The organism is Devosia submarina (assembly GCF_003056345.1).
GTDB classification, from domain to species: domain Bacteria; phylum Pseudomonadota; class Alphaproteobacteria; order Rhizobiales; family Devosiaceae; genus Devosia; species Devosia submarina.
This window is the reverse complement of sequence record NZ_PYWB01000005.1, coordinates 207,372-232,226: the sequence shown is the minus strand read 5'-3', so window position 1 is coordinate 232,226 and position 24,855 is coordinate 207,372. Positions and strand designations below refer to the sequence as shown.

26 protein-coding genes are annotated in these 24,855 nt (G+C 60.2%); 19 read left to right on the top strand and 7 right to left on the bottom strand.

Annotated elements, in window-relative coordinates; all coding sequences use genetic code 11:
* Positions 1-57: 57 nt before the first annotated feature.
* Positions 58-309, bottom strand: coding sequence for an accessory factor UbiK family protein (locus DDE77_RS09120; protein WP_108397141.1), 252 nt, complete (start codon positions 307-309; stop codon positions 58-60).
* Positions 310-420: 111 nt separating this feature from the next.
* On the opposite strand from DDE77_RS09120, the gene lgt reads away from it, so the two are divergent.
* The 7 genes from lgt (at position 421) to ychF (ending at position 7,001) form a co-directional block, all read left to right on the top strand.
* Complete coding sequence (lgt, locus tag DDE77_RS09115) at positions 421-1,245, top strand: prolipoprotein diacylglyceryl transferase (protein WP_245895145.1); 825 nt, start codon at positions 421-423, stop codon at positions 1,243-1,245.
* Between the two features lie 93 nt (positions 1,246-1,338).
* Positions 1,339-2,415 (top strand): class I SAM-dependent methyltransferase, encoded by a 1,077-nt coding sequence (locus DDE77_RS09110; RefSeq protein WP_108397139.1) that lies wholly within the window; start codon positions 1,339-1,341, stop codon positions 2,413-2,415.
* Positions 2,415-3,185: a peptidoglycan editing factor PgeF gene (pgeF, locus tag DDE77_RS09105; RefSeq protein ID WP_108397138.1), complete on the top strand. Its 771-nt coding sequence runs from the start codon at positions 2,415-2,417 to the stop codon at positions 3,183-3,185. Before DDE77_RS09110 ends, pgeF begins: the two co-directional genes overlap by 1 nt.
* A gap of 112 nt (positions 3,186-3,297) precedes the next feature.
* The gene (locus DDE77_RS09100) at positions 3,298-4,230 is read left to right on the top strand and encodes a ribose-phosphate pyrophosphokinase (RefSeq protein ID WP_108397137.1); all 933 of its coding nucleotides are present in this window, start codon (positions 3,298-3,300) and stop codon (positions 4,228-4,230) included.
* Between the two features lie 188 nt (positions 4,231-4,418).
* Positions 4,419-5,033, top strand: coding sequence for a 50S ribosomal protein L25/general stress protein Ctc (locus tag DDE77_RS09095; RefSeq protein WP_108397248.1), 615 nt, complete (start codon positions 4,419-4,421; stop codon positions 5,031-5,033).
* Between the two features lie 66 nt (positions 5,034-5,099).
* A complete protein-coding gene (gene pth / locus DDE77_RS09090) occupies positions 5,100-5,801 on the top strand; it encodes an aminoacyl-tRNA hydrolase (protein WP_108397136.1) in 702 nt (233 codons plus the stop codon).
* Between the two features lie 102 nt (positions 5,802-5,903).
* Positions 5,904-7,001 (top strand): redox-regulated ATPase YchF, encoded by a 1,098-nt coding sequence (gene ychF / locus DDE77_RS09085; protein WP_108397135.1) that lies wholly within the window; start codon positions 5,904-5,906, stop codon positions 6,999-7,001.
* A 253-nt stretch (positions 7,002-7,254) separates the two neighbouring features.
* Here ychF and DDE77_RS09080 read toward each other — a convergent pair whose 3' ends face one another.
* Positions 7,255-8,040, bottom strand: coding sequence for a helix-turn-helix domain-containing protein (locus tag DDE77_RS09080; RefSeq protein ID WP_157959745.1), 786 nt, complete (start codon positions 8,038-8,040; stop codon positions 7,255-7,257).
* Between the two features lie 298 nt (positions 8,041-8,338).
* On the opposite strand from DDE77_RS09080, the gene DDE77_RS09075 reads away from it, so the two are divergent.
* From DDE77_RS09075 to melA (DDE77_RS09055), 5 genes are all read left to right on the top strand, one after another.
* Complete coding sequence (locus tag DDE77_RS09075; RefSeq protein WP_108397133.1) at positions 8,339-10,426, top strand: ABC transporter substrate-binding protein; 2,088 nt, start codon at positions 8,339-8,341, stop codon at positions 10,424-10,426.
* A gap of 124 nt (positions 10,427-10,550) precedes the next feature.
* Positions 10,551-11,561 (top strand): ABC transporter permease, encoded by a 1,011-nt coding sequence (locus DDE77_RS09070; protein WP_108397132.1) that lies wholly within the window; start codon positions 10,551-10,553, stop codon positions 11,559-11,561.
* The gene (locus tag DDE77_RS09065) at positions 11,558-12,745 is read left to right on the top strand and encodes an ABC transporter permease (protein WP_108397131.1); all 1,188 of its coding nucleotides are present in this window, start codon (positions 11,558-11,560) and stop codon (positions 12,743-12,745) included. Before DDE77_RS09070 ends, DDE77_RS09065 begins: the two co-directional genes overlap by 4 nt.
* A gap of 11 nt (positions 12,746-12,756) precedes the next feature.
* Positions 12,757-14,427, top strand: coding sequence for an ABC transporter ATP-binding protein (locus tag DDE77_RS09060; RefSeq protein ID WP_108397130.1), 1,671 nt, complete (start codon positions 12,757-12,759; stop codon positions 14,425-14,427).
* 6 nt (positions 14,428-14,433) lie between these two features.
* Complete coding sequence (melA, locus tag DDE77_RS09055) at positions 14,434-15,804, top strand: alpha-glucosidase/alpha-galactosidase (protein ID WP_108397129.1); 1,371 nt, start codon at positions 14,434-14,436, stop codon at positions 15,802-15,804.
* A 157-nt stretch (positions 15,805-15,961) separates the two neighbouring features.
* Here melA (DDE77_RS09055) and melA (DDE77_RS09050) read toward each other — a convergent pair whose 3' ends face one another.
* On the bottom strand, positions 15,962-17,416 hold the full coding sequence (gene melA / locus DDE77_RS09050) for an alpha-glucosidase/alpha-galactosidase (protein ID WP_108397128.1): 1,455 nt from the start codon (positions 17,414-17,416) through the stop codon (positions 15,962-15,964).
* A gap of 70 nt (positions 17,417-17,486) precedes the next feature.
* Here melA (DDE77_RS09050) and DDE77_RS09045 point away from each other — a divergent pair, with 70 nt between their 5' ends.
* The 4 genes from DDE77_RS09045 to DDE77_RS09030 all read left to right on the top strand — a co-directional run bounded on the left by DDE77_RS09045 (position 17,487) and on the right by DDE77_RS09030 (position 19,965).
* A complete protein-coding gene (locus DDE77_RS09045) occupies positions 17,487-18,395 on the top strand; it encodes an AraC family transcriptional regulator (protein WP_157959744.1) in 909 nt (302 codons plus the stop codon).
* Between the two features lie 166 nt (positions 18,396-18,561).
* Positions 18,562-19,035: a MaoC/PaaZ C-terminal domain-containing protein gene (locus DDE77_RS09040; RefSeq protein ID WP_108397126.1), complete on the top strand. Its 474-nt coding sequence runs from the start codon at positions 18,562-18,564 to the stop codon at positions 19,033-19,035.
* A complete protein-coding gene (locus tag DDE77_RS09035; protein ID WP_108397125.1) occupies positions 19,032-19,589 on the top strand; it encodes a MaoC/PaaZ C-terminal domain-containing protein in 558 nt (185 codons plus the stop codon). Before DDE77_RS09040 ends, DDE77_RS09035 begins: the two co-directional genes overlap by 4 nt.
* A 31-nt stretch (positions 19,590-19,620) precedes the next feature.
* On the top strand, positions 19,621-19,965 hold the full coding sequence (locus DDE77_RS09030; RefSeq protein ID WP_157959743.1) for a hypothetical protein: 345 nt from the start codon (positions 19,621-19,623) through the stop codon (positions 19,963-19,965).
* A gap of 32 nt (positions 19,966-19,997) precedes the next feature.
* On the opposite strand, the gene DDE77_RS09025 is transcribed toward DDE77_RS09030, so the two are convergent.
* The gene (locus DDE77_RS09025) at positions 19,998-20,303 is read right to left on the bottom strand and encodes a hypothetical protein (protein ID WP_108397123.1); all 306 of its coding nucleotides are present in this window, start codon (positions 20,301-20,303) and stop codon (positions 19,998-20,000) included.
* Positions 20,304-20,730: 427 nt separating this feature from the next.
* On the opposite strand from DDE77_RS09025, the gene DDE77_RS09020 reads away from it, so the two are divergent.
* From DDE77_RS09020 to DDE77_RS09010, 3 genes are all read left to right on the top strand, one after another.
* Complete coding sequence (locus tag DDE77_RS09020; RefSeq protein ID WP_108397122.1) at positions 20,731-21,750, top strand: TerC family protein; 1,020 nt, start codon at positions 20,731-20,733, stop codon at positions 21,748-21,750.
* Between the two features lie 119 nt (positions 21,751-21,869).
* Positions 21,870-22,277, top strand: coding sequence for a VOC family protein (locus DDE77_RS09015; protein WP_108397121.1), 408 nt, complete (start codon positions 21,870-21,872; stop codon positions 22,275-22,277).
* Between the two features lie 74 nt (positions 22,278-22,351).
* A complete protein-coding gene (locus tag DDE77_RS09010) occupies positions 22,352-22,750 on the top strand; it encodes a GFA family protein (protein ID WP_108397120.1) in 399 nt (132 codons plus the stop codon).
* A 359-nt stretch (positions 22,751-23,109) separates the two neighbouring features.
* On the opposite strand, the gene DDE77_RS09005 is transcribed toward DDE77_RS09010, so the two are convergent.
* The 3 genes from DDE77_RS09005 to DDE77_RS08995 form a co-directional block, all read right to left on the bottom strand.
* The gene (locus DDE77_RS09005) at positions 23,110-23,643 is read right to left on the bottom strand and encodes an adenine phosphoribosyltransferase (RefSeq protein WP_108397247.1); all 534 of its coding nucleotides are present in this window, start codon (positions 23,641-23,643) and stop codon (positions 23,110-23,112) included.
* Positions 23,644-23,674: 31 nt separating this feature from the next.
* Positions 23,675-23,869, bottom strand: a complete 195-nt coding sequence (locus DDE77_RS09000; RefSeq protein WP_108397119.1) for a hypothetical protein — start codon at positions 23,867-23,869, stop codon at positions 23,675-23,677.
* Between the two features lie 136 nt (positions 23,870-24,005).
* Positions 24,006-24,851 carry a cytochrome c1 gene (locus tag DDE77_RS08995; protein ID WP_108397118.1) on the bottom strand — a complete coding sequence of 282 codons (846 nt, stop codon included), beginning with the start codon at positions 24,849-24,851 and terminating at the stop codon, positions 24,006-24,008.
* Between the last annotated feature and the right edge of the window lie 4 nt (positions 24,852-24,855).

The window sequence follows — 24,855 nt, the reverse complement described above, 5'->3', positions numbered from 1 at the left end:
GATCGAGGGTAACGGTTCGGCAGCCCTGGCCGGTCGTTGAACTGACAGGCGTCCGGGTCAGATCGTGTCGGCTGCGCCCTTGAGGGCAGCAATTTCCCGGCGAAGAGCGTCGATTTCTTCGCCCTGAACTTGGACCAGCTCGCGCAAGGCGTCGAAATCCTCGCGTTTCACCAGGTCCATGTCGGACACGATGCGATTGGCCTGGGACTTGACCACCGTTTCCACTTCCCGCCGCACGCCGTCGGCCACGCCTGCAGCCTCGTTGATCACGCGTCCCAAGCCGTCGAAAATCCGGTTGTTCTGGTTCATGGCAATGTCCTTTAAAGTCTGCCCTTTGGCTTGATACTTAAGGGATGGGTGTCGACTTGACCAGAGAGGCGGAAGCGGCAATGGTCCGCGCGATTGCCGCAGGAGCCGGTTTTGCTTTTTCCCAACATTGATCCCATAGCCTTCGCCATCGGTCCCTTTGCAGTGCGCTGGTATGCGCTAGGGTATCTGTTTGGCGTGGGGTTAGGCGCCGTTTACGGCTATATGCTGCTGGCAAATACGCGCCTGTGGCACCGCGGCCAGCCGCCTTTTCCAGCCAAGGACATCTGGGATTTTGCGTTTTGGACCATGCTCGCCATCGTTCTGGGCGGACGCATCGGCTACGTGCTGTTCTACAATCTTCCCTATTATCTCGCCAACCCGACCCAGATCATCAACACGCTTGATGGGGGCATGTCCTACCACGGCGGCATGCTGGGCCTGATGCTGGCGGTGATCCTGTTCACACGCAAGCACGGTGGCAATTGGCTGAGCGGGCTCGATTTGATCGCATCGGTGTCCACCATCGGCATATTCCTTGTGCGCATTGCCAACTACATCAATGCAGAACTCTACGGCGCCCCCACTACCCTGCCCTGGGGCGTGGTTTTCCCGACGGACCCGCTGCAGGTGCCGCGTCATCCGAGCCAGCTCTACGAGGCGGTGCTGGAGGGGCTCGTGCTGTTTCTCGTCATTCGGCTGTTCACTCATGTTTTCTATGCGCTGCGCCGACCCGGCATGGCCGCTGGCATTTTCGGGATCGGCTATGGGCTATCGCGCATTGCGGTGGAATTCGTGCGCCTGCCCGACGCGCAGATCGGCTATCTCTATGGCGGCTGGTTGACCATGGGCATGGTGCTGAGCCTGCCCCTGGTTGTTGGCGGAATTGGACTGGTTGGATATGCGCTGACGAGGAAAGAGAGTGCACTGCGTGTCTAGAAAGACCCTTATCGCGAGCCCCTCTAGCCACAAGGGCGTGACGGGATGGTGCCAAGATTTCGCCCTTCAACAAGCTCAGGATGAGGTCTGCTGATGGCTGACAACCCGACCCTGCCTGAACTGATCGATATGCAGATCCGCACCACGGGTCCTATGTCTATCGCCACCTATATGGGCTTGTGCCTGACCCATCCGAGCAAAGGCTATTACAAGGGTGCCGATCCGCTCGGCGCACGCGGTGACTTCATCACGGCGCCCGAAATCTCGCAGATGTTCGGCGAACTGATCGGCTTCTTTTTCGTCAACATCTGGCAGCAGATGGGTAGCCCCAAGGAATTCACCCTGCTCGAGCTGGGACCGGGCCGCGGAACGCTGATGGCGGACATGCTGCGCGTTGCCTGCAGGGCAGAAGGGTTTCGCGATGCGCTGGATCTGCGGCTGTTTGAAACAAATCCGGCGTTGATCGCCGAACAGAATGCACACCTTGAGGCTTATGGCGCCAAATGGGTCGACAGCTTCGAAAAAGTGGGACCTGGGCCGCTATTGGTGATTGCCAATGAATTCTTTGACGCCCTGCCCATCCGGCAGTTCGTGCGCGGCAAGGAAGGCTGGCACGAGCGCATGGTTGGCTTGAGCGACGGCAAGCGGCAGTTCGGGCTGAACCCGACACCGGTCCCGATCACATCCATGCCTGAAAGGGTGGCGAGCGCCGGGGAGAACGAGGTTCTCGAAGTTGGCTTTGCCAATGGCGAAGTCATGTCGCGCCTGGGCCGCATTGCGTCCACCCAAGGCGGCGCCATCCTCGTGATCGATTATGGCTATGCCCGGAGCCAGACGGGCGAAACGCTCCAGGCCGTGCGTGGCCACCAATATGCTGATGTGCTGGCTGAACCAGGGGCCGCGGATTTGTCCGCACATGTGGATTTCGAAGCGCTCGGCGCTGTTGCCAGCAAGGCAGGACTTGCCATTCACCCCTTGGCTACACAAGGCGATTGGCTAGTGCGGATGGGGATCAACGAACGCACAAAAGCGTTAAGCGGCGCTAATCCGCAGCAGGCCGACAACATCAGGTCGGCGCGCGACCGGCTGGTCGAGCCGACGCAAATGGGCGAGCTGTTCAAGGTGTTTTGCGCTGCGAGCCCCGGCCTTGTTCCACCCGGATTCAGCTGATGAACCCGCCCTTTGAGCAAAGCCTTTCGCTCCAGGCGATCACTACCCTGCGCCACGGCTTTTTCGGCCGGCAAGGCGGCTATTCGGAGGGAGAGTTCGCCGGCAATAACATGTCCATCGTTGTTGGCGACAAGCCCCATCTAGTTGAGGCCAATCGCGCAGGCGCGGCACAAGCCTTGGGCTTTTTGCGCAAGAACCTTTACCTTCTCAAGCAGGTGCACTCCGCAACGGTGCGGACCCTGACCGAGTACCCCGACAATGACTTGCCTGTTGAAGCCGACGCCATGGTCACGCGCCTGCCGACGTTGGCGCTGGGCATACTGACCGCCGACTGCACCCCGATCCTGTTTGCCGACCCAATCGCTGGCGTTATCGGGGCAGCCCATGCAGGCTGGCGAGGCGCAGTAGACGGCATCTGTGGTGCGACTGTGGATGCCATGGTGGCCTTGGGCGCCGAACCCAGGAACATCGTTGCCGCGATCGGCCCAACGATCTCGGGTAGCAATTACGAAGTCGGCGATCAGTTCAAGGCCGAGTTCCTCGCCTTGCAACCCGATGGCGAACAGCACTTCTTTGTGCCCGAGGGCAAAAAGACCCATTTCGATCTACCCGGTTTTGTGGAGGCGCAGCTGAGTAAGAGCGGGGCGGGGATGATCGAAAAAGTGGGCGGCTGCACCTATGGTGAACCCCAGCGCTACTTCTCCCACCGCTATGGGACGCATCACGGCACCAAGACCGGACGCCAGATCGCCATTATCGGCATGACGTGATTCTTTAAGCCTTCTACGTTTGATGCGTTGCGACTTGCATCGGCACGGGCTAAACAATCCGCTCTGGATGGCCGCCTTCCCCCTGCCGGCCCACTAAGACAGGATCGCATCCATGAAGCTGGTGACCGGTAATTCCAACCGTGCCCTTGCCCAGTCCATTGCCAGCTATCTAGAGCTTCCTCTCACAGATTGTACGGTCAAGCGTTTTGCTGACAAGGAAATCTATGTCGAGATCCATGAAAACGTCCGGGGCGAGGACGTGTTCATTCTTCAATCGACGAGCTTTCCGGCCAACGACAATCTGATGGAGCTGCTGATCCTGACCGATGCGCTACGCCGCTCATCGGCCCGCAGGATCACGGCCGTGCTGCCCTATTTCGGCTATGCCCGGCAGGATCGCCGCGCTGCCGGCCGCACGCCGATTTCGGCCAAGCTGGTGGCCAATTTGATCGCGGGCGCAGGCGTCAACCGCGTCATTACGCTCGATCTGCACGCCGCTCAGATCCAGGGCTTCTTCGACATTCCGACGGACAATCTCTATTCCGCGCCTGTGATGACCCGCGACATCGAAGAGCACTACGACACCAAGAATTTGATGATCGTGTCGCCCGACGTTGGCGGCGTTGCACGTGCCCGGGCCATTGCCCAGCGCATTGGCGCCGATCTGGCCATTGTCGACAAGCGCCGTCCGCGTGCAGGTGTATCCGAAGTGATGAATATCATCGGCGATGTGGCCGGGCATTCATGCCTCCTCATTGACGACATCGTTGATAGTGGCGGCACGCTGATCAATGCGGCCGATGCCCTGCTCAAGGCTGGCGCCAAGGAAGTGTCGGCCTATATCACTCATGGCGTTCTTTCCGAAGGCGCCTGCGCGCGCGTCGGGGCCAGCAAGCTCAAGGAACTGGTGATCACCGACTCGATCGAGGAAACCGAGGCGCAGCGCGAAACGGCCAATATCCGTCGTGTCACCATCGCGCCCCTTATCGGCGAGGCTATCGCCCGCACCGCGAGCGAACAGAGCGTTTCGAGCTTGTTCGACTAGATCCAGCCGCCTGGCTACAATCTCGTCCTCTGATAGGCTCAAGCTCAGGGCGAGTGTATACCCGGTTTTGCTTGCTGCCCGTCGGGCTTTCCGCTATAGCCCCGGCCATGAAGCGCTCGTCACCCCTGGAGGACGGGCGCGTATGCCGTTGTGATGACGCCATACACCAACCCAGAATGGATATTTCCATGGCTGAAACAAAGGTGCTCAAGGCACAGGCGCGTGACGGAGTGGGCAAGGGGGCCGCTCGCGAATTGCGCCGTCAGGGACTCGTTCCTGCAGTTATTTACGGTGACAAGCAGCCCCCCGTCACCATCGCCCTCGCCTACAAGGATGCCTACAAGCACATCTATGCTGGCGGCTTCCTGAGCCACATGATCGATCTTGACGTCGATGGCACGGTCCACCGCGTGATCCCACGCGACTACCAGCTCGATCCCGTCAAGGACTTCCCGCTGCATGTCGACTTCCTGCGCGTCGGCAAGGGCTCCAAGCTCAACGTCCAGGTGCATGTGAACTTCATCAACGAAGACGCAAGCCCGGGTCTCAAGCGCGGTGGTACGCTCAACATCGTGCACCACACGCTGGACCTGACCGTTGCTGCCGACAACATTCCCGAGGAAGTCACCGTCGACCTGACGGGTCTTGATATCGGCGACAGCATTCACATCTCCAACATTCAGCTGCCGGCCGGTGCCACCGACCACAGCCATGAAGAAGACGTGACCATTGCAACCATCGTTGCTCCGTCAGCGCTGAAGTCCGCTGGCACCGATGGCGAAGGCGAAGCCCAGGCCGAGTAATCGCCTCAGCGTAGCTAGAATATTGAGGCGGCCCCATGGGTCGCCTCTTTCGTTTGGAGTGGGTGAATGAAACTGCTTGTCGGCCTGGGCAATCCAGGCAGCCAGTATGAAGGCAACCGCCACAATATCGGGTTCATGGCGATCGACGCCATTGCGCGCGAGCATGGGATATCGCAGTTCCGCTCCAAGCATGCCGGGCTGCTGGCCGAGGGCAACATAGCGGGCGAAAAACTGCTGCTGCTTAAGCCGCAGACCTTTATGAACCGCTCCGGCGACAGCGTTCAGCAAGCGGCCAAGTTCTTCAAGATCGAGCCAGCCGATATCATTGTCTTTTATGACGAACTCGATCTGGTGCCGGGCAAGGTCAGGGTCAAGATCGGCGGCGGCAATGGGGGGCATAATGGCCTGCGCTCCATCGACCCGCAGATCGGCCTCAACTACAAGCGCGTCCGGCTCGGTATAGGTCATCCCGGCAAGGAGTTTGTCACGCCCCATGTGCTGGGCGATTTCGCCAAGGCGGATCAGGCATGGCTCACCCCGCTGCTCGATGGTATCGGCAAGCATGTCGACCTGCTGCTCAAGGGCGATGACGCCGGCTTCATGAACAAGCTGGCTCTTGCATTGAAACCTGCCGAGGACAAAACGGAAAAGCCGGCGCCCAAGGCGCAGAGTCACGTTCGCCAGGCAAGACCAAGCGCTCCGCAAGCCAAGCTGCCCCAGAGCGGTCCAATGGCCGACATGCTCAAAAAGCTCTTCCGGAGCGAGTAGTCCCCCTTTCAACGAACCTTGCTTGGCTCGCCTGCGCCTGAGTGCATTGACATCTCAGCCCATCCGAACCAAGTGGGGGTCAACTATTTCCGGAGCATCCCCATGGGTTTCAAGATGGGCATTGTCGGCCTGCCCAATGTCGGCAAGTCGACTCTTTTCAACGCGCTGACGCGCACCGCCGCGGCAACAGCCGCCAATTTCCCGTTCTGCACGATCGAGCCCAATGTGGGTGACGTACCGGTTCCGGACGAGCGCCTGCAGAAATTGGCCTCTATCGGCAAGTCGGTCAATGTACTGCCTGCTCGCATGAGCTTTGTGGACATTGCCGGCCTTGTGAAAGGCGCATCCAAGGGTGAAGGCCTGGGCAACCAGTTCCTGGCCAATATTCGTGAATGCGATGCCATCGCCTATGTGCTGCGCTGCTTTGAAGACGGCAACATCATCCACGTCGCCAACAAGGTTGATCCGCTGGCCGATGCTGAAGTGGTCGAGACCGAGCTGATGCTCGCCGACCTTGAGAGCCTTGAAAAGCGCCGCACCGGTGTCGAGAAGAAGGCCAAGGGCAATGACAAGGATGCAAAGATCACGCTCGAGCTGATCGATCGCGCCCTGGTACTGCTGCGCGAAGGCAAGTCCGCGCGCTTCGTTGAACGCTCGGCCGAAGAAGAAAAAGCCTTCCAGGAGCTGCAGCTTCTGACCAGCAAACCTGTGCTCTACGTCTGCAATGTGGATGAAGGCTCCGCCGAAAACGGCAATGCCATGAGCAAGGCCGTCGAGGACTACGCCCGCGCCAATGGCGCCGGGGTGGTCATCATCTCCGCCGAGATCGAATCGCAGCTGGCCCAACTGCCAGATGCGGAGCAGGCCGAATATCTGGAATCTCTCGGCCTCCACGAACCGGGCCTCAATCGCCTGATCCGCGAAGCCTATGACCTGCTTGGCTTGCAGACCTATTTCACCGTCGGCCCAAAGGAAGCGCGCGCCTGGACCATCCACAAGGGCGACAAGGCCCCTGCCGCCGCTGGCGTCATCCACTCCGATTTCGAGCGCGGCTTTATTCGGGCGCAAACCATCGGCTACGAGGATTTTGTGACCCTGGGCGGTGAAGTCGCTGCCAAGGAAGCCGGCAAGGCAAGAGATGAAGGCAAGGAATACGTCGTCAAGGACGGCGACGTGATGCTGTTCAAGTTCAATACTTAGCCTTGGCGGCAGAGCCACAAAATTGCTCCGGTGGAGCGATATTAGAGGATAAGGCCATGAGAGTTACGCTCGAATGGCAGGGGCGATCCGCGCACTCGATGTCACCCCAGCCTTGCGCCGGTGCCGGTACGAAGCTCAGGCCAGTAGCCGCTAGCTTGCCGAGTGGACCAATGACATTCCAAGATGGATCCCGGCTCAAGGCCGGGATGACACCGTGGTTGGATATGTCTACTGGAGCTCCTTGCCGCTAGGCTTATCCCTCGATTGTGTCCTTGCGCATCTGGCTCGGCGTCATGCCATAGGCCTTGCGGAAATGCTCGTAGAATTGCGTTTGCGAGACAAAGCCTGATTGAAACGCCACATTGGCGATCGAAAGGCTGCCGTCGAACAGCAATGAGCGGGCGCGGATCAAGCGCATGCGGACAACGAATTTCTGCACCGGTATGCGCATTACCTTGGTGAAGAGGTTGGTGGCGTAGTTGGGATGGAGCCCCACCACTTCAGCGATGCTTTCGGCGCTGAGTGGATCGGCTATGTTTTCCACGATATGGCGCACCATACGCACCACATAGCGCACCGGAGAACCTGTGCGCGTGCGGGTTCCTGTCCCCTCCTCCACCCATGGCGCGAGCAGCAGATCCCATCCAGTGATCGCCGCGCGCCGGAACATGGTGCCGATTTCAGTGCGGACAATGTCGGTGCGCAACGAATTGCCACTGCGATAGTCCTGGTGCCAGCGCTCCAGCGTTTCGAGACCGATGCAGTCGGGGTTGAGTTGGATAACCCCGCCCCCCATCAGCGTTTCGGTGAGCCGGCCCAGTTGCGGCATTTCCAGAAATGCGTCCATGGGCAGGTAGATATTGATCTGCCTGGCATCTTCCGCCCCATGGAGGGCCACAGTCTGGTGCGGAATGCCGGCCCAAAAGGCGACAAGCCGTTCCTGCCCTATGCTGCAGGGGCCCCCGTCAAACTGGTAATCCATGCTCCCGCGCGTCAACCAGTTGAATTCGATATGGCCGTGGCTATGCGGCGCGGGCATGATTTGAGGCGCAAACGAACGCATGCCGAACCGACCGAACGCCTTGCCCGAGGAGTAAAAGCTCCGCTCCGGCCGAGGTGTGGGTTTGGGCGCGCTGCCCCGTTTGGATTGCGTCGCGACTGGCTTGTCAACAATCATACTTATCGGTGCACATCTTAGAAACCCGGAAGAAGTCTCTATCATTCCGGATTGCTTCACCTATGGCAAGGCGTACCATTTGATCCTGTCAGCACAGAGTAAGGCCGGAAGCATGTTCGGCCGGCGGCGGCCAGCCGTCTCGTTGCTAATGGGAGGTTTTATGAAAAAGCACGCATTTGCCCTTGGCGGGGCAGGCTTGATGCTGGGCGTTTCGCTAATGGCGATTCAGGCCCAGGACTTGACCGGTGAGCTTCCGGATCCGCCGGAGTTTGCCGCCCAGAGCGAACCGGTGTTCGTGAGCGTCACCGATATGCTCGAATACAAGGCGCTGCCGGAATACAAGGAACCCGATTGGGTCACCTCGAAATATGTGGATGCCGGCACCCTGCCGCCCGTTGCTGAGCGCCTGCCCAAGGAACCTCTGGTCTACAAGACCGGCAACATGCCAGACGGCGCCGGCGTTTATGGCGATACGATGCGCCACGTCATCGGCGGCCGGCCGGAGGGCTGGAATTATATCGCTGGTCAGTCCCAAGGCTGGGGCGGCATCGACATTGGTCTTTCCGAGTGCCTGACGCGCACAGGTCCCCTGTTCCAGATCAAGGCTGAAGAGCTTGAGCCCCTTCCCAACCTCGCCAAGAGCTGGGAATGGTCTGAGGACGGCCATGAGTTGACCATGCACCTGATCGAAGGTGCGAAATGGTCAGACGGTGACCCCTTCGACTCCGAAGATCTGATGTTCTACTGGGAAGACCACGTCAACGATCCCAACATCAGCGCCGTCCCTTCCGGCACCGGAACGCCCGAACGCTTCGGCGTCGGCACCACGCTTGAGGCGATCGACGAATACACCGTCAAGTGGACCTTCAAGGAAGTTCGCCCAACGCAATATCTCTATGCGATGGCCTATGACTCTTTCTGCCCGGGCCCGAGCCATATCCTCAAGCCAGAGCATCCCAAGTACAATCCGGACAACACCTACGACCAGTACAAGAACGCCTTCCCGCCCGAGTTCCTGAACATGCCCGTCATGGGCGCCTGGGTGCCGGTGGAGTATCGCGCTGACGACATCATCGTCATGCGCCGCAACCCGTACTACTGGAAGGTCGACGAGAACGGCAACCAGCTGCCTTACCTCAATGAGATGCACTATCGCCTCTCGACTTGGGCCGACCGCGACGTTCAGGCTGTGGCCGGCTCCGGCGACTTCGCCAACCTCGAACAGGCTGAAAGCTTTGTGGAATCGCTCAAGCGTTCTGCCGAGGACAGCGCCCCTGCCCGTCTGCAGTTTGGTGCCCGCACCATTGGCTATGCCCTGCGCATGAACCTGTCCGGCAATGGCTGGGGTGAACCCGATGCCCGCGCCCAGGCCGTTCGCAAACTCAACCGCGAGCTGGATTTCCGCAAGGCCGTCTCCATTGCCGTTGACCGCCAGCGTCTCGGCGATTCTCTGGTGCGCGGTCCGTTCACCGCCATCTATCCCGGCGGCCTTTATGCCGGCACGACCTATTACGACAAGGCGTCCACGGTCTACTATCCCTTTAACCTTGAAGCCGCCAATTCGCTGCTTGATGGCCTGGGGCTGACCGATACGGACGGCAATGGCATCCGCAACTTCCCGGCCGACCAGGCTGGTGGTGCAGACGTGGAAATCACGCTCCTTGCCAACACAGACTACGGCACGGACACCAACCTTGCCGAAGGCGTGATCGCCATGATGGAGCCGCTTGGCATCCGTGTCATCGCCAACTTCCAGCAGGGCACTTCGCGTGACGACCTCGCCCAGTCCGGTCAGTTCGATTGGACAGTGGAACGGCAAGGTTCGGAAATGGTCGCCGTGGTCCAGGGCACGACATCGCTCGCGCCGACAGGGCCACGTACCCACCCATTCCACAAGGCGGGCACGGACGGCACTGTCGACCTGCTGCCCTTCGAGCAGGAGATGGTTGATGTGGTGAATAAGTTCATCGCATCCAGCGACACCGAAGAGCGTGCTGAACTGATGAAGCAGTACCAGAAGCTCTTCACCGAGAATGTTTATTCGGTAGGCCTCACCCAGTACCCTGGGGCGCTGATCGTCAACAAGCGCTTCGCCAATATTCCGGCTGGCGCCCCGATCTTCCAATTCAACTGGGCCGAAGACAGCGTCATGCGCGAACGCCTGTTTGTTCCTGCTGACCAGCAGGGCGACTATGAACTGCACCCCGAGACCCTGCCGGGTGAACCGGGCGGCGCTGGTCCGGTGTGATCTAGTCAAAGTCGGCGGGGTGCAATGCCCCGCCGGCACTCACCCCTCACCCCAGCCCTTGCGCTTTCTAGACAAGGGCTAAGGCGAGGGATGCCCATCCAGAATTTTCGACCAAGAGGCGGCGATGCTTCGATTTGTTTCCATGCGCGTACTGGGCGCGATCCCGCTGCTGTTCTTGCTCAGCATCGTGACCTTCGCTATCATCCAGGCACCCCCGGGTGACTATGGCGATTACATCCGCGCCATGGCGGTCAATCAGGGCGGCGCTACGCTCGAGCAGGCCGAGATCCAGGCGGAGCTTTACCGTGAGGCCAATGGCCTCAACGATCCGATGATCGTGCAGTATTTCCGCTGGATCACCGGCATCGTCACCCGCTTCGACTTCGGTCACTCCTTCTACTACAACAAGGAAGTCGGCCAGGTCGTCGCCGAGCGCCTGCCCGCGACTATTGCCCTGGCGCTGGTGTGCCACCTTCTGGCCTCCCTGCTTGGGATTGGCCTCGGCATTGTGGCTGCAACCCGCCAGTATTCCTGGATCGACACGGGCCTGGGTATCATCTCGTTCCTTGGCATGACGATCCCGCGCTTCCTGCTCGCCATCATCATCCTATACGTCCTTGTATTCCGGATGAACGTTTCGGAAGTGGGCATGTTCTTTTCCGCCCGTTATGGCGGCGCGCCCTGGTCTTGGGACAAGTTCGTCAACCTCCTGACCCATATCTGGCCGGTAATCTTCATCGCCACTTTTGGCGGCCTCGCCTACAATATGCGCGTGATGCGAGCCAATCTGCTCGACGTGCTGAACTCGCAATATATCGAGACGGCGCGCGCCAAGGGCCTGCCGGAAGGCGCCGTGATCATGAAGCACGCCGTTCCCAATGCGCTTCATCCGCTGGTCGCCTATCAGGGCGTGGTGCTGCCCTACATGCTCACGGGCGAGATCGAAGTCGCCATCGTGTTTGGCCTTGCGACCGTAGGACCCGCCATTGTGGGCTCCATGGGTGTAGGCGACGTCTACGTCACCGCAACCTTCATGCTGGTGCTCGCCGCCACGCTGATCGTTGGCAACATCATCTCCGATATTCTGCTGGTGGCGCTTGATCCTCGCGTCCGTTTGGGAGGAGGCAACGAATGAGCGACATCGACACACGCTCCTCCATTCCGCTGCCCACCGACCCTGCCGGCGGCCCCGCACCTACACCAGCCGAGGAAGCGGACAACACGCCAATTGTATCTCGCTACGGCTCCGGCAACGAGGGCTATGCAACCCTCGTCTGGCGCCGATTCAAGCGCTCGCCTATGGGCATGATCGGACTGATCCTGGTCGGTCTCATGCTGGTGGTGTCGATCTTTGCCGATTTCTTCGCGCCCATGGACCCCAAGCAGGCGAACCTGCCATTCGCGCCGCCAGACGTAATCGCCTTTGAAGATCCGGACGGCAATTTTAGCCTTCTCCCCTATGTCTACCCAATCGGTGACACCGGGGAGTTCGACCCTGTCACCTTCCAGCCGCTCACCGGCCTGATCAAGGACAATCCGACGCCTACTGGCTTCTTTGTCCAGGGCTATGCCTACAAATTCTTCTGGTTCATTCCGTCCAACATCCACTTCTTCGGCTCCACGGACGGGCGGCCGATCCAGTTGCTCGGCACCGACAAGTTTGGCCGCGATATCCTGTCCCGCGGCATCGTCGGTTCGCGTATTTCGCTGATGATCGCCTTGGCCGTGGTGACCCTGACCACCATTGTCGGCACGCTTGTCGGCATTACCTCGGGCTATATCGGCGGGCGCTTCGACAGCTGGGTGCAGCGCTTCGTGGACTTCGTCCTCGCTTTCCCGCAGCTGCCGCTCTACCTCGCCTTGACATCCCTGATCCCCGTCACGGCACCCTCGAACGTTTTTCTCACCTTCGTCATCTTCGTGATGGCGGTGCTGGGCTGGGCGCAGTTGAGCCGTGAGGTGCGCTCCAAGACATTGTCGCTTGCGCGTATCGACTATGTGCGCGCTGCAATCGCCGTAGGCGCCACCGATAGCCGCATCATCACTCGCCACATCCTGCCCAACGTGCTCAGCCACATCATCGTGGCGGTGACCCTTGCGATCCCCAGCGTGGTGCTGCTCGAGAGCTTCCTTGGCTTCCTCGGCTTTGCCGTGAAGCCGCCGCTGATCTCCTGGGGCTTGATGCTGCAGGATACCGGCACTTTTTCGGTGATCGGCTCCTATCCATGGATCTTGTCTCCTGTTGTCTTCGTGCTGATCACCGTCTTTGCGTTCAATGCGCTGGGCGATGGCCTGCGCGACGCAATCGACCCCTATTAAGGAGCCGGCAAATGAGCCAACCAAGCCACACGCCCGTCTCCCTTACCCGTTACGATCTGGGCAGCCATGGCCGCGAATTGATCCTGGATGCACGCAATGTCGGCGTCAATTTCAAGGTCGAGGGCGGCACCGTGAACGCCGTGCGGGATGTCTCCTTCCAGCTCCACAAGGGCGAAACCATTGCCCTCGTCGGGGAGAGCGGCTCTGGCAAATCCGTTACTGCCCGCACACTGATGAAGCTGCTGACCAAGCGCGCGACCATCCTGCCCAACACGCAAATCACACTAAGCGGCAAGAACATCGTCGCCATGAGTGATCGCGATATGCGGAAGTTGCGCGGCAATGACATCGCCATGATCTTTCAGGAGCCGATGAGCTCGCTGAACCCGGTCTATACCGTGGGCCAGCAGATCTGCGAGATTATCCAGTTGCACAACAGGATGAGCACCAAGGAGGCCATGGAAAAGGCCGAGGCCTTGCTGGCCGAGGTGCAGATTCCCGAGCCCAAGGCGCGCCTCAACAACTACCCACATCAGCTTTCGGGCGGACAGCGCCAGCGCGTGATGATTGCCATGGCCCTCGCCAACCGGCCCGACGTGCTGATCGCCGACGAACCCACCACGGCACTCGACGTGACGGTCCAGGCTCAGATCCTCAACCTGATCAAGGATCTCAAAGACAAGTACGGCATGGCGGTGATCCTGATCACCCATGATCTGACTGTCGTTCGCCAGTTCAGCGAATATGTTTATGTGATGCAGAACGGGCGCGTGCAGGAGCACAACACGACCGAGGCCTTGTTTGCCAATCCCCAGCATCCCTATACAAGGCATTTGCTGGATTCCGAGCCCAAGGGCACGGCCCTTCCGCTCGCAGAAGGTGCCCATGACACGGTGCTGGAGGGCAAGGACGTCAAGGTCAGCTTCACGCTTAAGCGTGGCGGTTTCTTCAAGCCTGATTTTTTTGAGCTCAAGGCTGTCGACAATCTCGACATAAAGCTCATGCGCCACGAAACGCTCGGGATCGTGGGAGAGTCAGGTTCGGGCAAGACGACATTCGGCCAGGCCCTGATCCGCCTCATCGGCAATCAGGGCGGACAGATCTTCTTTGATGGCGAACGCATCGACACCAAGGACCGCCAGGCCATGCGCCCGCTCCGCTCCCGCATGCAGATCGTGTTCCAGGACCCGTTTGCTTCGCTTAACCCGCGCATGTCGATCCGCCAGATCATCGAAGAAGGCTTGATCGTCAACAATATCGGTGCCAACCGCACCGAGCGCGGCAACCGGGTGCGCCAGGCCCTGCGAGACGCTGGCATGCCCGACACGATCCTCAACCGCTTTCCGCATGAGTTTTCGGGCGGGCAGCGGCAGCGCATTGCGATAGCGAGGGCCATCGCGCTCGAGCCCGAGTTTATCCTGCTCGACGAGCCCACTTCAGCGCTCGACCTGTCAGTGCAAGCTCAGATCATTGACCTGCTGCGCAAGCTGCAGGATGAGAAGGGCCTGAGCTACCTCTTTATCAGCCACGACCTAAAGGTCGTGCGCGCCCTTTGTCACCGTGTCATGGTCATGCAGCACGGCAAGATCGTGGAACAGGGCCCGGTGGCCGACGTCCTCACCAACCCACAAACCGACTACACGCGCCGCCTTGTCCGCGCCGCGTTCGAAATAGCCGCCTAGGAGCATTTGATGGCAAATCCAAAAATCACCTTTATCGGTGCCGGTTCGGCCGTGTTCATGAAGAACATCGTCGGCGACATCCTGCAGCGCCCGGCCCTGACCAGCGCCACCATCCGCCTGATGGACATCAACCCCACGCGCCTTGAAGAAAGCGAAGTGATCGCCAAAAAGCTGATCGCAACGCTGGGCGTTTCGGCAACCGTGGAAACCTATTCCAACCAGCGCCAGGCGCTGGACGGTACCAATTTCGTTGTGGTCTGCTTCCAGATCGGTGGCTACGAGCCGTCCACCGTCGTTGATTTCGAGATCCCCAAGAAGTACAATCTGCGCCAGACCATTGCCGATACCCTGGGCGTCGGCGGCATCATGCGCGGCCTGCGCACCGTGCCGCACCTGTGGAGCATCTGCGAGGACATGCTGCAGGTCGCGCCCGATGCGATCATGCTGCAATACGTCAATCCGATGGCCATCAACACCTGGGCCATCTCGGAAAAGTATCCCACCATCAAGCAGGTTGGCCTCTGCCACTCCGTGCAGGGCACGGCGATGGAACTGGCCCATGACCTCGACATCCCGTACGAGGAAATCCGCTACCGCTCTGCCGGCATCAACCACATGGCGTTCTATCTCAAGTTCGAGCATCGCCAGCCCGACGGCTCCTACAAGGACCTCTACCCAGAACTGTTCAAGGCCTATGCCTCTGGCAAGGCGCCCAAGCCGACCTGGAACCCGCGCTGCCCCAACAAGGTGCGCTATGAGATGATGACGCGCCTGGGCTATTTCGTCACCGAAAGCTCCGAGCACTTCGCCGAATATACCCCGTACTTCATCAAGGAAGGCCGCGAGGACCTGATCGAGAAGTTCGGTATTCCGCTTGATGAATATCCCAAGCGCTGCGTCGAGCAGATCGCCAAGTGGAAGAAGACGTCCGAGGATTACCGGACTGCTGACCGCATCGAGGTCAAACAGTCCAAGGAATATGCCTCTTCCATCGTCAACTCGGTCTGGACGGGCGAACCTTCGGTAATCTACGGCAATCTACGCAACAATGGCGTGATTACTTCGTTGCCCAACAACGCAGCGGTGGAAGTGCCGTGCCTGGTTGATGAGAATGGCCTGCAGCCGACCTATATCGGCGAATTGCCGCCACAACTGACGGCGCTGATCCGCACCAATATCAACGTGCAGGAACTCACCGTGCGCGCACTGATCGAGGAAAATCGCGAGCACATCTATCATGCCGCGATGATGGATCCCCATACGGCCGCCGAACTGGATCTGGAGCAGATCTGGAATTTGGTGGACGACCTCACCGAAGCCCATGGCACCTGGTTGCCGGAATGGGCGCGTGGTTCCCGGAAGCAGCGCGTGGCGTAATTCGCGGCGCAACCTCCTCCCCTGCTTCCAAAAGCGGCCCCGATGCGAATAGCGTCGGGGCCGTTGGGCTTTGTGCGGGAAAGACCGCCTGCGTACCGGTCAACAAAAAGGGGCAGGCTGTGAAAGCCTGCCCGGAATGCTTTGGATCAGCAGTGACTTAGTGGTGGCCGCCCACCACTTCGCGCAGCTCTTCAACCGAGCGCACGCGCTTGCGGGCCGCGCCGTCCCATTCGCGCGTCTTGACCGTTGACTTAGCCATGCGCTCCCTGGCGGCGGGGACGGCATCTGCGTATTGCGGCAGCCACTTGGCCTGGGCCACCACCATCTCATCGACCATGGCCCAAACCTCGTCCGGCGTGCAGATGGCGCCGACCAGCGGGTCGTGCAGCACGGCGAGTTTGAGCGTGTTGATATCGCCGGTCATCGCCGCTTCTACCGATAGGCGCTGGACCGATACGGAGACCGAGCAGGTCGCTGCGCATGCCGTTGGCAGGGTGATGCCTTCGATCATGTTGATGCCGAAGCGATCGACATAGCCGGGGCTTTCAATGATCGCGTCGTCGGGCAGGTTGGTGATGATGCCATTGTTGCGGCGGTTGAAATGGCCGCGATAGGAACGGCCGGTTTCCATGGCTTCAATGATGTAGCTGGCGTGTTCGCTGGTCCGCTTGTGTTCGGAAAGCGGCTTGTTGGCCTGCTCCTTGAACATCGGGAAGTCGGTTTCGAACCAGTTGCGACGCTCGGTCGAGTAGCGCAGGTAGCCGCCGGTCTCCCCATGGATCCAGTCGCTCATGTCGATCCAGCGGCCGATTTCCTCCGGGCGCTTGCGGTACCAGGGGAGGTATTCGCTCAAATGTCCATTGGATTCAGTGGAGTAGACGCCGAAGCGCTTTAGGACGTCGATGCGCACCTTCTCCTGCTTGGAGTAGACGGGGTGCTTTTCGAAGCCCGCGATCAGCTCGCCCGCCTCGATCTTGCGGCCCTTGGCGCGAATGTCGATGTACCAGGTCTGGTGGTTGATGCCCGAGCAGACATAGTCGAGCTCGTCGTCGCGGACGCCCAGGACATTGGCGATCTGGTGGGCGCCGTGCTGCACGCCATGGCAGAGGCCGACGACGTTTACGCCGCCATACATTTCCGCCGCCCAAGTGTTCATGGCCATGGGGTTGGCGTAGTTGAGGAACAGCGCGCCCGGTTCGGCTACTTCCCTGATATCCTTGCAAAAATCGAGGATCACCGGAATATTGCGCTGGCCATAAAGAATGCCGCCGGCGCAGATGGTGTCGCCGACGCACTGGTCCACACCGTATTTGAGTGGGATGGAGATGTCGGTGCTGAAGGCTTCGAGCCCCCCCACGCGGACGCAGCTCATGATGTAACGGGCGCCGGTAATTGCAGCGCGCCGGTCGGTGGTGGCGGAAACCTTGGCGGGGAGATTGTTGACCGAGACAATGGTTTCGATCACCTGGCGCACCATGTCGAGGTTTGCCGGGTTGATGTCGGTGAGCGCAAATTCGCAATCGACGAACTCGGGAACCTTGAGAAGGTCGGAGATTAGGGTCTTGGTGAAGCCGATCGAGCCGGCTCCGATGACGGTGACTTTGAACGACATGAGGGGTCCTTAAGAGAGTAGCATTGGCCGCATTCGCGCTAACACATTGCTAGCGTTGAGCGCGCGGTGAGTGGTAGAGAAAGCTTGTGCCATTGCGGGTATTTTTGTGCTTTCCAAGCTCCTTGAACACGGCCACGACGTCCGCGTGCTGAACCTGGGCAAATCTGCCGTGCCGCTCCATTGCATGCCGGTGAGTGCCGGATACGAGCAGCGGATGAACGAGGTTTATTCCTGGGACGGCATGCAGCGCGGTACGGCGCCGTTCGCCGTTATCCAGCACACGCTGGTGGGCGAAGGCCGGCTCGACTTTGCGGGCGTGCAGCATCGGCTGGTCCCGGGACAGACCATGGTGCTCTCCATGCCCCATGCGCATCGCTATTGGCTCGAGCGCGGCGGACGTTGGGAATATTTCTGGCTGGTGTTGAACGGCCGCGAAACGCTGCGGCTGGTGCGCGAGGTGATCGATGCAGCGGGACCTGTGGTGAGCCTGGCACAGCCAGTGGTGGAGCGGCTGGCTGGCGCATGCCTCAGCCTTCTGGATCAAAGCGAGCCAACGCCGGGGGAGGCCTCGGCCGCGGCTTACAGCGCCATGGCGGCGCTTCATGATGGGGTGTTTGCAGCCAGTGCCGTGCCCCAGGCGCCGGTGCAGCCGGCGATTGCGCGGGTCATGGCGCATGTGGAGGATCATTTAAGCGAGCCCCTCCAGGTGGAGCGGCTGGCCGATATAGCCGAAATGAGCCGTGGCCATTTCGTTCGGCAATTCAGCGCTGCGGTGGGACAGGCACCATCCGAATGGGTGCTGGAACGGCGGCTAGAGCGGATCGAGCGCTTGTTGCTGGCAACCGATATGAGCGTGGGGGCGATCGCGGGGGCGACGGGGTTTGCTGATGGAAACTACCTGGCCAAGGCATTTCGGCGGCGGCGGGGAATGGCGCCTTTGGAGTACCGGGCGGCGCAGCGATTGGCTTCTGGGACTTGAAGAGCATCGAGGCACGCCATCATGGTTCGACAGGCTCACCATGAAGATTAGTGAGAGTGAGCAGCAGGCCTCATCCTGAGCTTGTCGAAGGGCGAGGGTGTGGCACTGCGCTTGCCTTGTCGAGGCAAAACGGGCAAAACCGTTACTTGACGTATAGGGCAAGCAAATGACCAATCCTGTCACGGCAGACCGGCGCCATTTTGAGGACCTGCAGCTAGGCGAAGTGATCGAGCTAGGCCAGACCAAGGTCAGCAAGCAGATGATCCTCGAGTTTGCGCGCGAGTTCGATCCCCTGCCCTTTCACCTCGATGAAAAGGCCGCCAAGGCGAGCCTGCTGGGTGGACTGGCATCGAGCGGCTGGCAGACGGGGGCGCTGAGCCTGCGCATGCTGGTGGACAATTTCCTGGGCAAGATCGCCTCGGCGGGCGGCCTTGGCTTCACCGACCTCAAATGGAAGACGCCTGTGATGGTTGATGACACGATCGGGGGCCTTGCGACCATCAGCGAACTCCGCCGCTCCAAGACCCATCCCCATTGGGGCATTGTCGGCATAGACTTCGATATTCGCAACCAGAAGAACCAGCAGGTCATGACCCTGCGGCTGGCCAATCTTGTTGACGTGCGGGAGCGCGCCGCATGACGCGCTGGTATGAAAACATCGTGCTCGATGAAGTGTTTGACCTTGGCGAGCACACTTTTGGCGAAGACGAGATCATCCGCTTTGCCCGCGCCTATGATCCGCAGTATTTCCACACAGATCCTGCGCTGGCCGCCCATAGCCATTTCGGTGGTCTGGTGGCTAGCGGCTGGCATACGGCGGCGGTGGGACATCGCAAAATGGTGGATGCGCTGGAAGCGGAAGAAGCCTTGCTGCGTGGGCGAGGCGAAGAGCCCGGGATATCGGGGCCATCCCCTGGGGGCAGCAAAATTGAATTCCCCGCGCCTGTGCGGCCAGGCGACACGATCCGCTATCAGCTCAGCGTTTATGACAAGCGCCACAGCAATTCCCTGCCGGGCTGGGGCTTGCTGTTTAACCGCATCGCGGCGGTGAACCAGCGCGGCGAGCAGGTCTATCTTTCCGAATTCGTCGGCTTTTCCAAGCTGCGCGATTACCGGCCCGATCTGCGCAGGCGGGTGTTGCTGGCGCTCATCAAACTTCCGTTGATCGGACCTTTGCTGAAGCGTGCCGCTTGAAAGCGCCAAAGCATATCGGCACTCTGCCCTTATGCGCCGAATCGCCCTTGCTACCAGCCTCTTCGCCCTTTTTGCCACGCCGGCCCTTGCCCAGAACTTCGAAGGCAATTGGGGTTGTCGTGACCCCACGGCCAGCAAAGCCGGGATCCTGACCATTTACGGTCAGGTCTATGGCTTCGCCTCGACCGCCGTGGGTGACAAAAGCTCGGGCACCGGAACCATCACACCCTACCAGGATGGTGTGGGCTTCAACGATGGCGGCCTTAAATCTACCCGCGCCATCCAGGCCGGCCGGATCGTTCCCGATCCCAATTATGGCTCGGCGATCCAGCTCGAAACCGCCGATGCCATCGTGATGTTGTGCACGCCCCACTAGGCGACTGCTGCAAGCGCGCTTGAGGCTCGTCCCTAGTCGGACAGCGCCGTTGAGTTCAGCCCGCCCTCATAGAGCTTGAGGGTGGATTCGACATCGGCGATATGAGCAGCAAAGCCGGCTTCAAACGCCTCCGCCTGGCGGCGCAGCAGGTCGCGCCGGGAGATCAGCTCATAGCGTTCGCTTTCCAGTTCCTTGACGGCAAGGCCGATTTTTTCGCGATGGGCCGAGAAACGCTCCACCATGGGGGCAGTCTGCTTGGCTGCTTCCTGAAAGGCGGCTTCTGCCTCCGTATGGGAATTATCCACCACCTTGAGGGCGGTTTTTACGCGTCCAGTCATTCAAGTCTCCATGAAGTTTCCTCCGGCCTACCGCCGGATAAGTGAGTTGATTGACGCTGTGGATAAGGTTCTTCGTGCAGAACCTATTGTATTACCGCTGAAACACGCTGGTCGCCGGCAGGAACACAAAGCAGGCTGCCCGTACTTAACCGTTAACAATAGTTAACGCCTGCCGAATTGACCATCTGCCACAGGGGATTTCACTAGCTCAGGGGAGCTAAAGGCCAGATATGCCCAAAAATTGGGGGAACTTGCCGGTGCTGCGAGGCGCGCAGTCATGTTGACGATCCCGCGGCAATCGGTCGCAATGACTTGAACTTTCTGGCGCTTCAAGCATTTTGGAGGGGCAGCGCCGGGCCCCTCTGGCGAGAGCCTCGTGCTTTCGTGATGTCGGAGCTGCTCCAACAAAAATGGAGATGGTCCGGCGATGGAATCGCTTCTTGCCGCCCTTACGGGTGATTTTCTAGGCACCCCTGTTTATTTCTGGGTCGCGTTTATCGCGGTCGTTATTGGCTTGCTCGTGTTCGACCTTGGCATTCTGCACAAGGAAGAAAAGGAGATTTCCGCCAAGGAAAGCCTTATTCTCTATGGCTTCTATGTCACCATAGCCGTTGCCTTCGGCGCCTGGGTTTGGTGGCAACGCGGCTCACAAGCAGGCCTTGAGTTCTTTACCGGCTATTTGATCGAGCAATCGCTGGCGATGGACAATATGTTCGTGATCGCCACGATCTTTGGCTTCCTTGCCATCCCCCGCATCTACCAGCACCGCGTACTGTTCTGGGGCATTCTGGGCGTGATCGCCTTCCGCGCCATCCTGATCGGCCTAGGTGCGGCGCTGGTTTACCAGTTCAGCTGGATTCTGTTCGGCTTTGGCGCTTTCCTGGTGTTCACCGGCATCCGCATGTTCAGCCACAAGGATGAGGAACCCGACATCGAGAGCAATCCGGTGTACTCGTTCCTCACCAAGCGCTTCCGCGTGACCAGGGAACTGAGCGGGCACGACTTCACCGTCAAGAGGCCCGATCCCAAAACCGGCAAGATCGTGCGCTGGCTGACCCCGCTTGGCGTGGCGCTGATCATGGTGGAAACTGTGGACCTGATCTTTGCCGTGGACTCGGTGCCCGCCGTGTTCGCCGTGACGCAGGACACTTTCATTGTCTATACCTCCAACATCTTCGCGATCCTTGGCCTTCGTGCGCTTTATTTCGCCCTGGCCGCCGCGATGAACCGCTTCCGTTATCTGCAGATTTCGCTCGCGATCATCCTGGTGCTGGTCGGCATCAAGATCTTCCTCGTGCCCATGGGCATCAAGATCGATACCCTCCTCTCGCTAGTGGTGACGATTTCGATCCTGGCGGGTGGCGTGATCTACTCGCTGTGGAAGACGCGCAACGAGCCCGACATCTCGGCCGAGGAAGTGCCCGAAACAGGCCGTCTGGAGCCCTGACCAACTGCTTAAGCCGGGCGCCCTTGTGGCGCCCGTCGCTTTTGTGAAGAAGGCGAAACCGCCGTCTTGCCGCATTTGAGCGGTAGCCGATTCGATCAAGACCATCAGGAGACCACCACATGGGTAGGATCCACGAGATCGTATTCGACTGTGACAAGCCGGCGCGCTTGGCTGCGTTTTGGGCCGAACTGCTCGATGGCTATGCCGTCCGGGACTATGACGAAGCCGAAATTGCGCGCCTGGCCGCCCTCGGCCTGACGCCGGAAAGCGACCCCACCGTCATGGTGGATGGACCAGGTCCCTCGATCTGCTTCCAGAATGTGGAAGGTCGTCGCTATGACAATAATCGCGTCCATTTCGATATCGAGGTGACGGACCGCGCGGGCGAGGTGGAACGGCTCAAGGCGGCTGGTGCCGAGCCGGTGCGTGTTCTACCGACCTATACGGTGATGCGCGATCCAGAGGGCAACCAGTTCTGCCTTGTGGACGCCCAGCAGCAGGCCGAGGCCGAGGCTGTGGCCGCCTAAGCCCCGGGCACCTGCTGACAGGATCTGGCAAGGCGCGGCTGCAGACTGGCTCCACCCGAACAGAGGAGCCCGCCATGAGCCTGACCGCGACCTGCCACTGCGGCGATACCCGGATTATATTGCCGCATCTGCCCCACTCCGCGGGCCAATGCAATTGCAGTTTTTGTGCGCGCACAGGGGCCGTCTGGGGCTATTTTTCGCCGGGCGAATTGCAGTTTGCCTCGATCGAGGGCGACAGGATGTACTCAGTGACGGGCATGAACCAGCACCATTTCTGCGGCCGGTGCGGCATGCAGACTTGGGGCGATTCACCCGATTGGAGCTCGATGTATAATGCCGATGGCACGCCAAAGAATGGCGACCCCACTGCCGTGCCGACGGAGCGAATCCTTGCGGTCAATCTCAGGCTGATCGATGATCTGGATTGGTCCGCGGTGAAGGTGGAGCAGATGGATGGGCGGAATAATTGGTGAGGATGAGGGGGCCATGAAATCCGGCTCACACTTGAATCCTCTCGAAACGCGCCCTTCAACTCCACTACGCGTCACCCTCGGGCCGACTCGAGGGGTTTGCACTTAGCCCAGCTCTCCGCAAGTGAAGTGCCCTTGGGTCAAGCCCAAGGGTGACGATCGGGGTGGGGGTAAGATCAGGGCGACGACGGCGCCATCTTCAGCCCCACTGCGCGTCGCCCTCGGGCTCGACCTGAGGGTCTGCACTTGGCTCAGCGCTCCGCAAGTAAAGTACCCTGGGGTCAGGCCCAAGGGTGACGATCGGGGTGGGGTAAGATCGGGGCCAAGTCGGCACAAGGGGGCGAGAGCGACCCTGTGATGGCTTAGTGGCCCGCGAATTCCATCAGGGCCGTTACGGCAACGCCTTCCGCCTTGAGCTTGGCGGCGCCGCCCAGGTCGGGCAAATCGATCACGAAGGCAGCGTCGTCGACCTTGGCGCCCGTGCGGCGGAGGAGGCCGACGGCTGCGAGGGCAGTGCCGCCGGTGGCGATGAGATCATCGACCATGAGCACCGTGTCGTTGCTGTCGAGCACATCGGCGTGGATCTCGATGGTGTCAACACCATATTCCAGCGCATAGTTCTGCCCGATGGTTTCGCCGGGCAGCTTGCCTTTTTTGCGCACGGGAATAAAGCCGACACCCAAGGCGATCGCCACCCCTGCCCCGAAAATAAAGCCGCGTGCCTCAATGCCGGCAACATGGGTCACGCCGCGGCCGCGATACAGCTGGGCGATACGCTCAACGCTTTCCTTGAAGCCTTCAGGATGCTCGATCAGCGTGGTGATATCGCGAAACAGGATTCCCTTTTTTGGGTAATCGGGAATCGTGCGCACGAGGGATTGCAGATCGAGCGGCATGGGGATCCTTGGATGGGCGGAGAAGATGTCGTCAGGGAATGCGGCGGCCAACGATGTGCCGGGCGATGACGCCGGCATTATAGGCGGCATTGCGCGTGGCAGAAATGGCCGCTTCGCGCGCCTTGGGATTGTTGGCGACAGCGCTGATGCCGGCGCGCACGACAGGGTGGCGCGTCATGGTGATGGCGGCGCCAACAACGGTCACGGCTATGCGAATGGCGGACATGGCGGCTCCCCTCACCTGCTGATTTGCGAACCGCGCTATAATGCGGGAATGGCGGGCGGATTGGCAAGGGGCGAAGTGGCAGCCCCAAACAGGAAGGGCCCCAATGGGGCCCTTCAATCGATGCTGGCAAATGGCCTTAGTGTTCGATGCCGGCCCAGATGCGGCGCTTGGTGGCCCAAAGCAGGCCCGCAAACAGGAACAGGAACAGCAGGACGCGGAAGCCGGTTTCCTTGCGGCCCGGCAGGCCAGGCTCGGCCATCCACATCATGAAGGCCGCAACGTCCGTGGCATATTGCTCGGCGGTCAGCGGAACTTCGGCCTGACCTTCGGCAACTTCATAGACGACCTGTTCGTCGAACAGTGGCGGGGCCATGCCAATGGCGTGACCGGGGAAGTAGTCGTTGTAGTACTTGCCTTCAGGCAGATCGAAACCGGCGGGCGCTTCCTCGTGATAGCCCAGCAGCAGCGCGCGGATATAGTCGACGCCGCCTTCGGAATAGCCGGTGAAGTAGTTGAAGATCCAGTTGGGGAACGGATCAACAATGCCGCGCGCCTTGGCCAGAACCGAGAAGTCTGGCGGGAGCGAGCCGCCATTGGCGTCACGGGCATCCTGCTCGGTGGGGAATGGCGAAGGCCAGCGATCGGCCGGCACGGCGGCGCGGGTGCCGCCTTCAACGGTGGGGTCAGCCACTTCATATTCGGCGGCAAGTGCCTTGACCTGCTCTTCGGAAAAGCCCGGGCCGTCTTCTTCCGAAAGATTGCGGAAGGCGATCAGGCGCGCGCCGTGGCAGCTGGCGCAGACTTCCCGGTAGACCTGGAAGCCGCGCTGGAGCTGGTTGCGGTCATAGGTGCCGAAAATGCCGGCAAAGGACCATTGCTGCTTTTCGATATGAGGGGTCGAGTGGGTGTCGGCAGCCATGGCCGGGGCGGCGAGGCCGAACACCAGCGCCAGGGTCACCAGAACGGTCTTGGTCTTGATCATGGTC

Excerpts from the sequence above, each read along its gene's own strand:
- DDE77_RS09120 (WP_108397141.1), bottom strand. The coding sequence starts at position 309 with ATGAACCAGAACAACCGGATTTTCGACGGCTTGGGACGCGTGATCAAC.
- DDE77_RS09110 (WP_108397139.1), top strand. The coding sequence starts at position 1,339 with ATGGCTGACAACCCGACCCTGCCTGAACTGATCGATATGCAGATCCGC.
- pgeF (WP_108397138.1), top strand. The coding sequence starts at position 2,415 with ATGAACCCGCCCTTTGAGCAAAGCCTTTCGCTCCAGGCGATCACTACC.
- DDE77_RS09100 (WP_108397137.1), top strand. The coding sequence starts at position 3,298 with ATGAAGCTGGTGACCGGTAATTCCAACCGTGCCCTTGCCCAGTCCATT.
- DDE77_RS09095 (WP_108397248.1), top strand. The coding sequence starts at position 4,419 with ATGGCTGAAACAAAGGTGCTCAAGGCACAGGCGCGTGACGGAGTGGGC.
- pth (WP_108397136.1), top strand. The coding sequence starts at position 5,100 with ATGAAACTGCTTGTCGGCCTGGGCAATCCAGGCAGCCAGTATGAAGGC.
- ychF (WP_108397135.1), top strand. The coding sequence starts at position 5,904 with ATGGGTTTCAAGATGGGCATTGTCGGCCTGCCCAATGTCGGCAAGTCG.
- DDE77_RS09080 (WP_157959745.1), bottom strand. The coding sequence starts at position 8,040 with ATGCCCGCGCCGCATAGCCACGGCCATATCGAATTCAACTGGTTGACG.
- DDE77_RS09075 (WP_108397133.1), top strand. The coding sequence starts at position 8,339 with ATGAAAAAGCACGCATTTGCCCTTGGCGGGGCAGGCTTGATGCTGGGC.
- DDE77_RS09070 (WP_108397132.1), top strand. The coding sequence starts at position 10,551 with ATGCTTCGATTTGTTTCCATGCGCGTACTGGGCGCGATCCCGCTGCTG.
- DDE77_RS09065 (WP_108397131.1), top strand. The coding sequence starts at position 11,558 with ATGAGCGACATCGACACACGCTCCTCCATTCCGCTGCCCACCGACCCT.
- DDE77_RS09060 (WP_108397130.1), top strand. The coding sequence starts at position 12,757 with ATGAGCCAACCAAGCCACACGCCCGTCTCCCTTACCCGTTACGATCTG.
- melA (WP_108397128.1), bottom strand. The coding sequence starts at position 17,416 with ATGTCGTTCAAAGTCACCGTCATCGGAGCCGGCTCGATCGGCTTCACC.
- DDE77_RS09040 (WP_108397126.1), top strand. The coding sequence starts at position 18,562 with ATGACCAATCCTGTCACGGCAGACCGGCGCCATTTTGAGGACCTGCAG.
- DDE77_RS09035 (WP_108397125.1), top strand. The coding sequence starts at position 19,032 with ATGACGCGCTGGTATGAAAACATCGTGCTCGATGAAGTGTTTGACCTT.
- DDE77_RS09030 (WP_157959743.1), top strand. The coding sequence starts at position 19,621 with ATGCGCCGAATCGCCCTTGCTACCAGCCTCTTCGCCCTTTTTGCCACG.
- DDE77_RS09025 (WP_108397123.1), bottom strand. The coding sequence starts at position 20,303 with ATGACTGGACGCGTAAAAACCGCCCTCAAGGTGGTGGATAATTCCCAT.
- DDE77_RS09020 (WP_108397122.1), top strand. The coding sequence starts at position 20,731 with ATGGAATCGCTTCTTGCCGCCCTTACGGGTGATTTTCTAGGCACCCCT.
- DDE77_RS09015 (WP_108397121.1), top strand. The coding sequence starts at position 21,870 with ATGGGTAGGATCCACGAGATCGTATTCGACTGTGACAAGCCGGCGCGC.
- DDE77_RS09010 (WP_108397120.1), top strand. The coding sequence starts at position 22,352 with ATGAGCCTGACCGCGACCTGCCACTGCGGCGATACCCGGATTATATTG.
- DDE77_RS09005 (WP_108397247.1), bottom strand. The coding sequence starts at position 23,643 with ATGCCGCTCGATCTGCAATCCCTCGTGCGCACGATTCCCGATTACCCA.
- DDE77_RS09000 (WP_108397119.1), bottom strand. The coding sequence starts at position 23,869 with ATGTCCGCCATTCGCATAGCCGTGACCGTTGTTGGCGCCGCCATCACC.
- DDE77_RS08995 (WP_108397118.1), bottom strand. The coding sequence starts at position 24,851 with ATGATCAAGACCAAGACCGTTCTGGTGACCCTGGCGCTGGTGTTCGGC.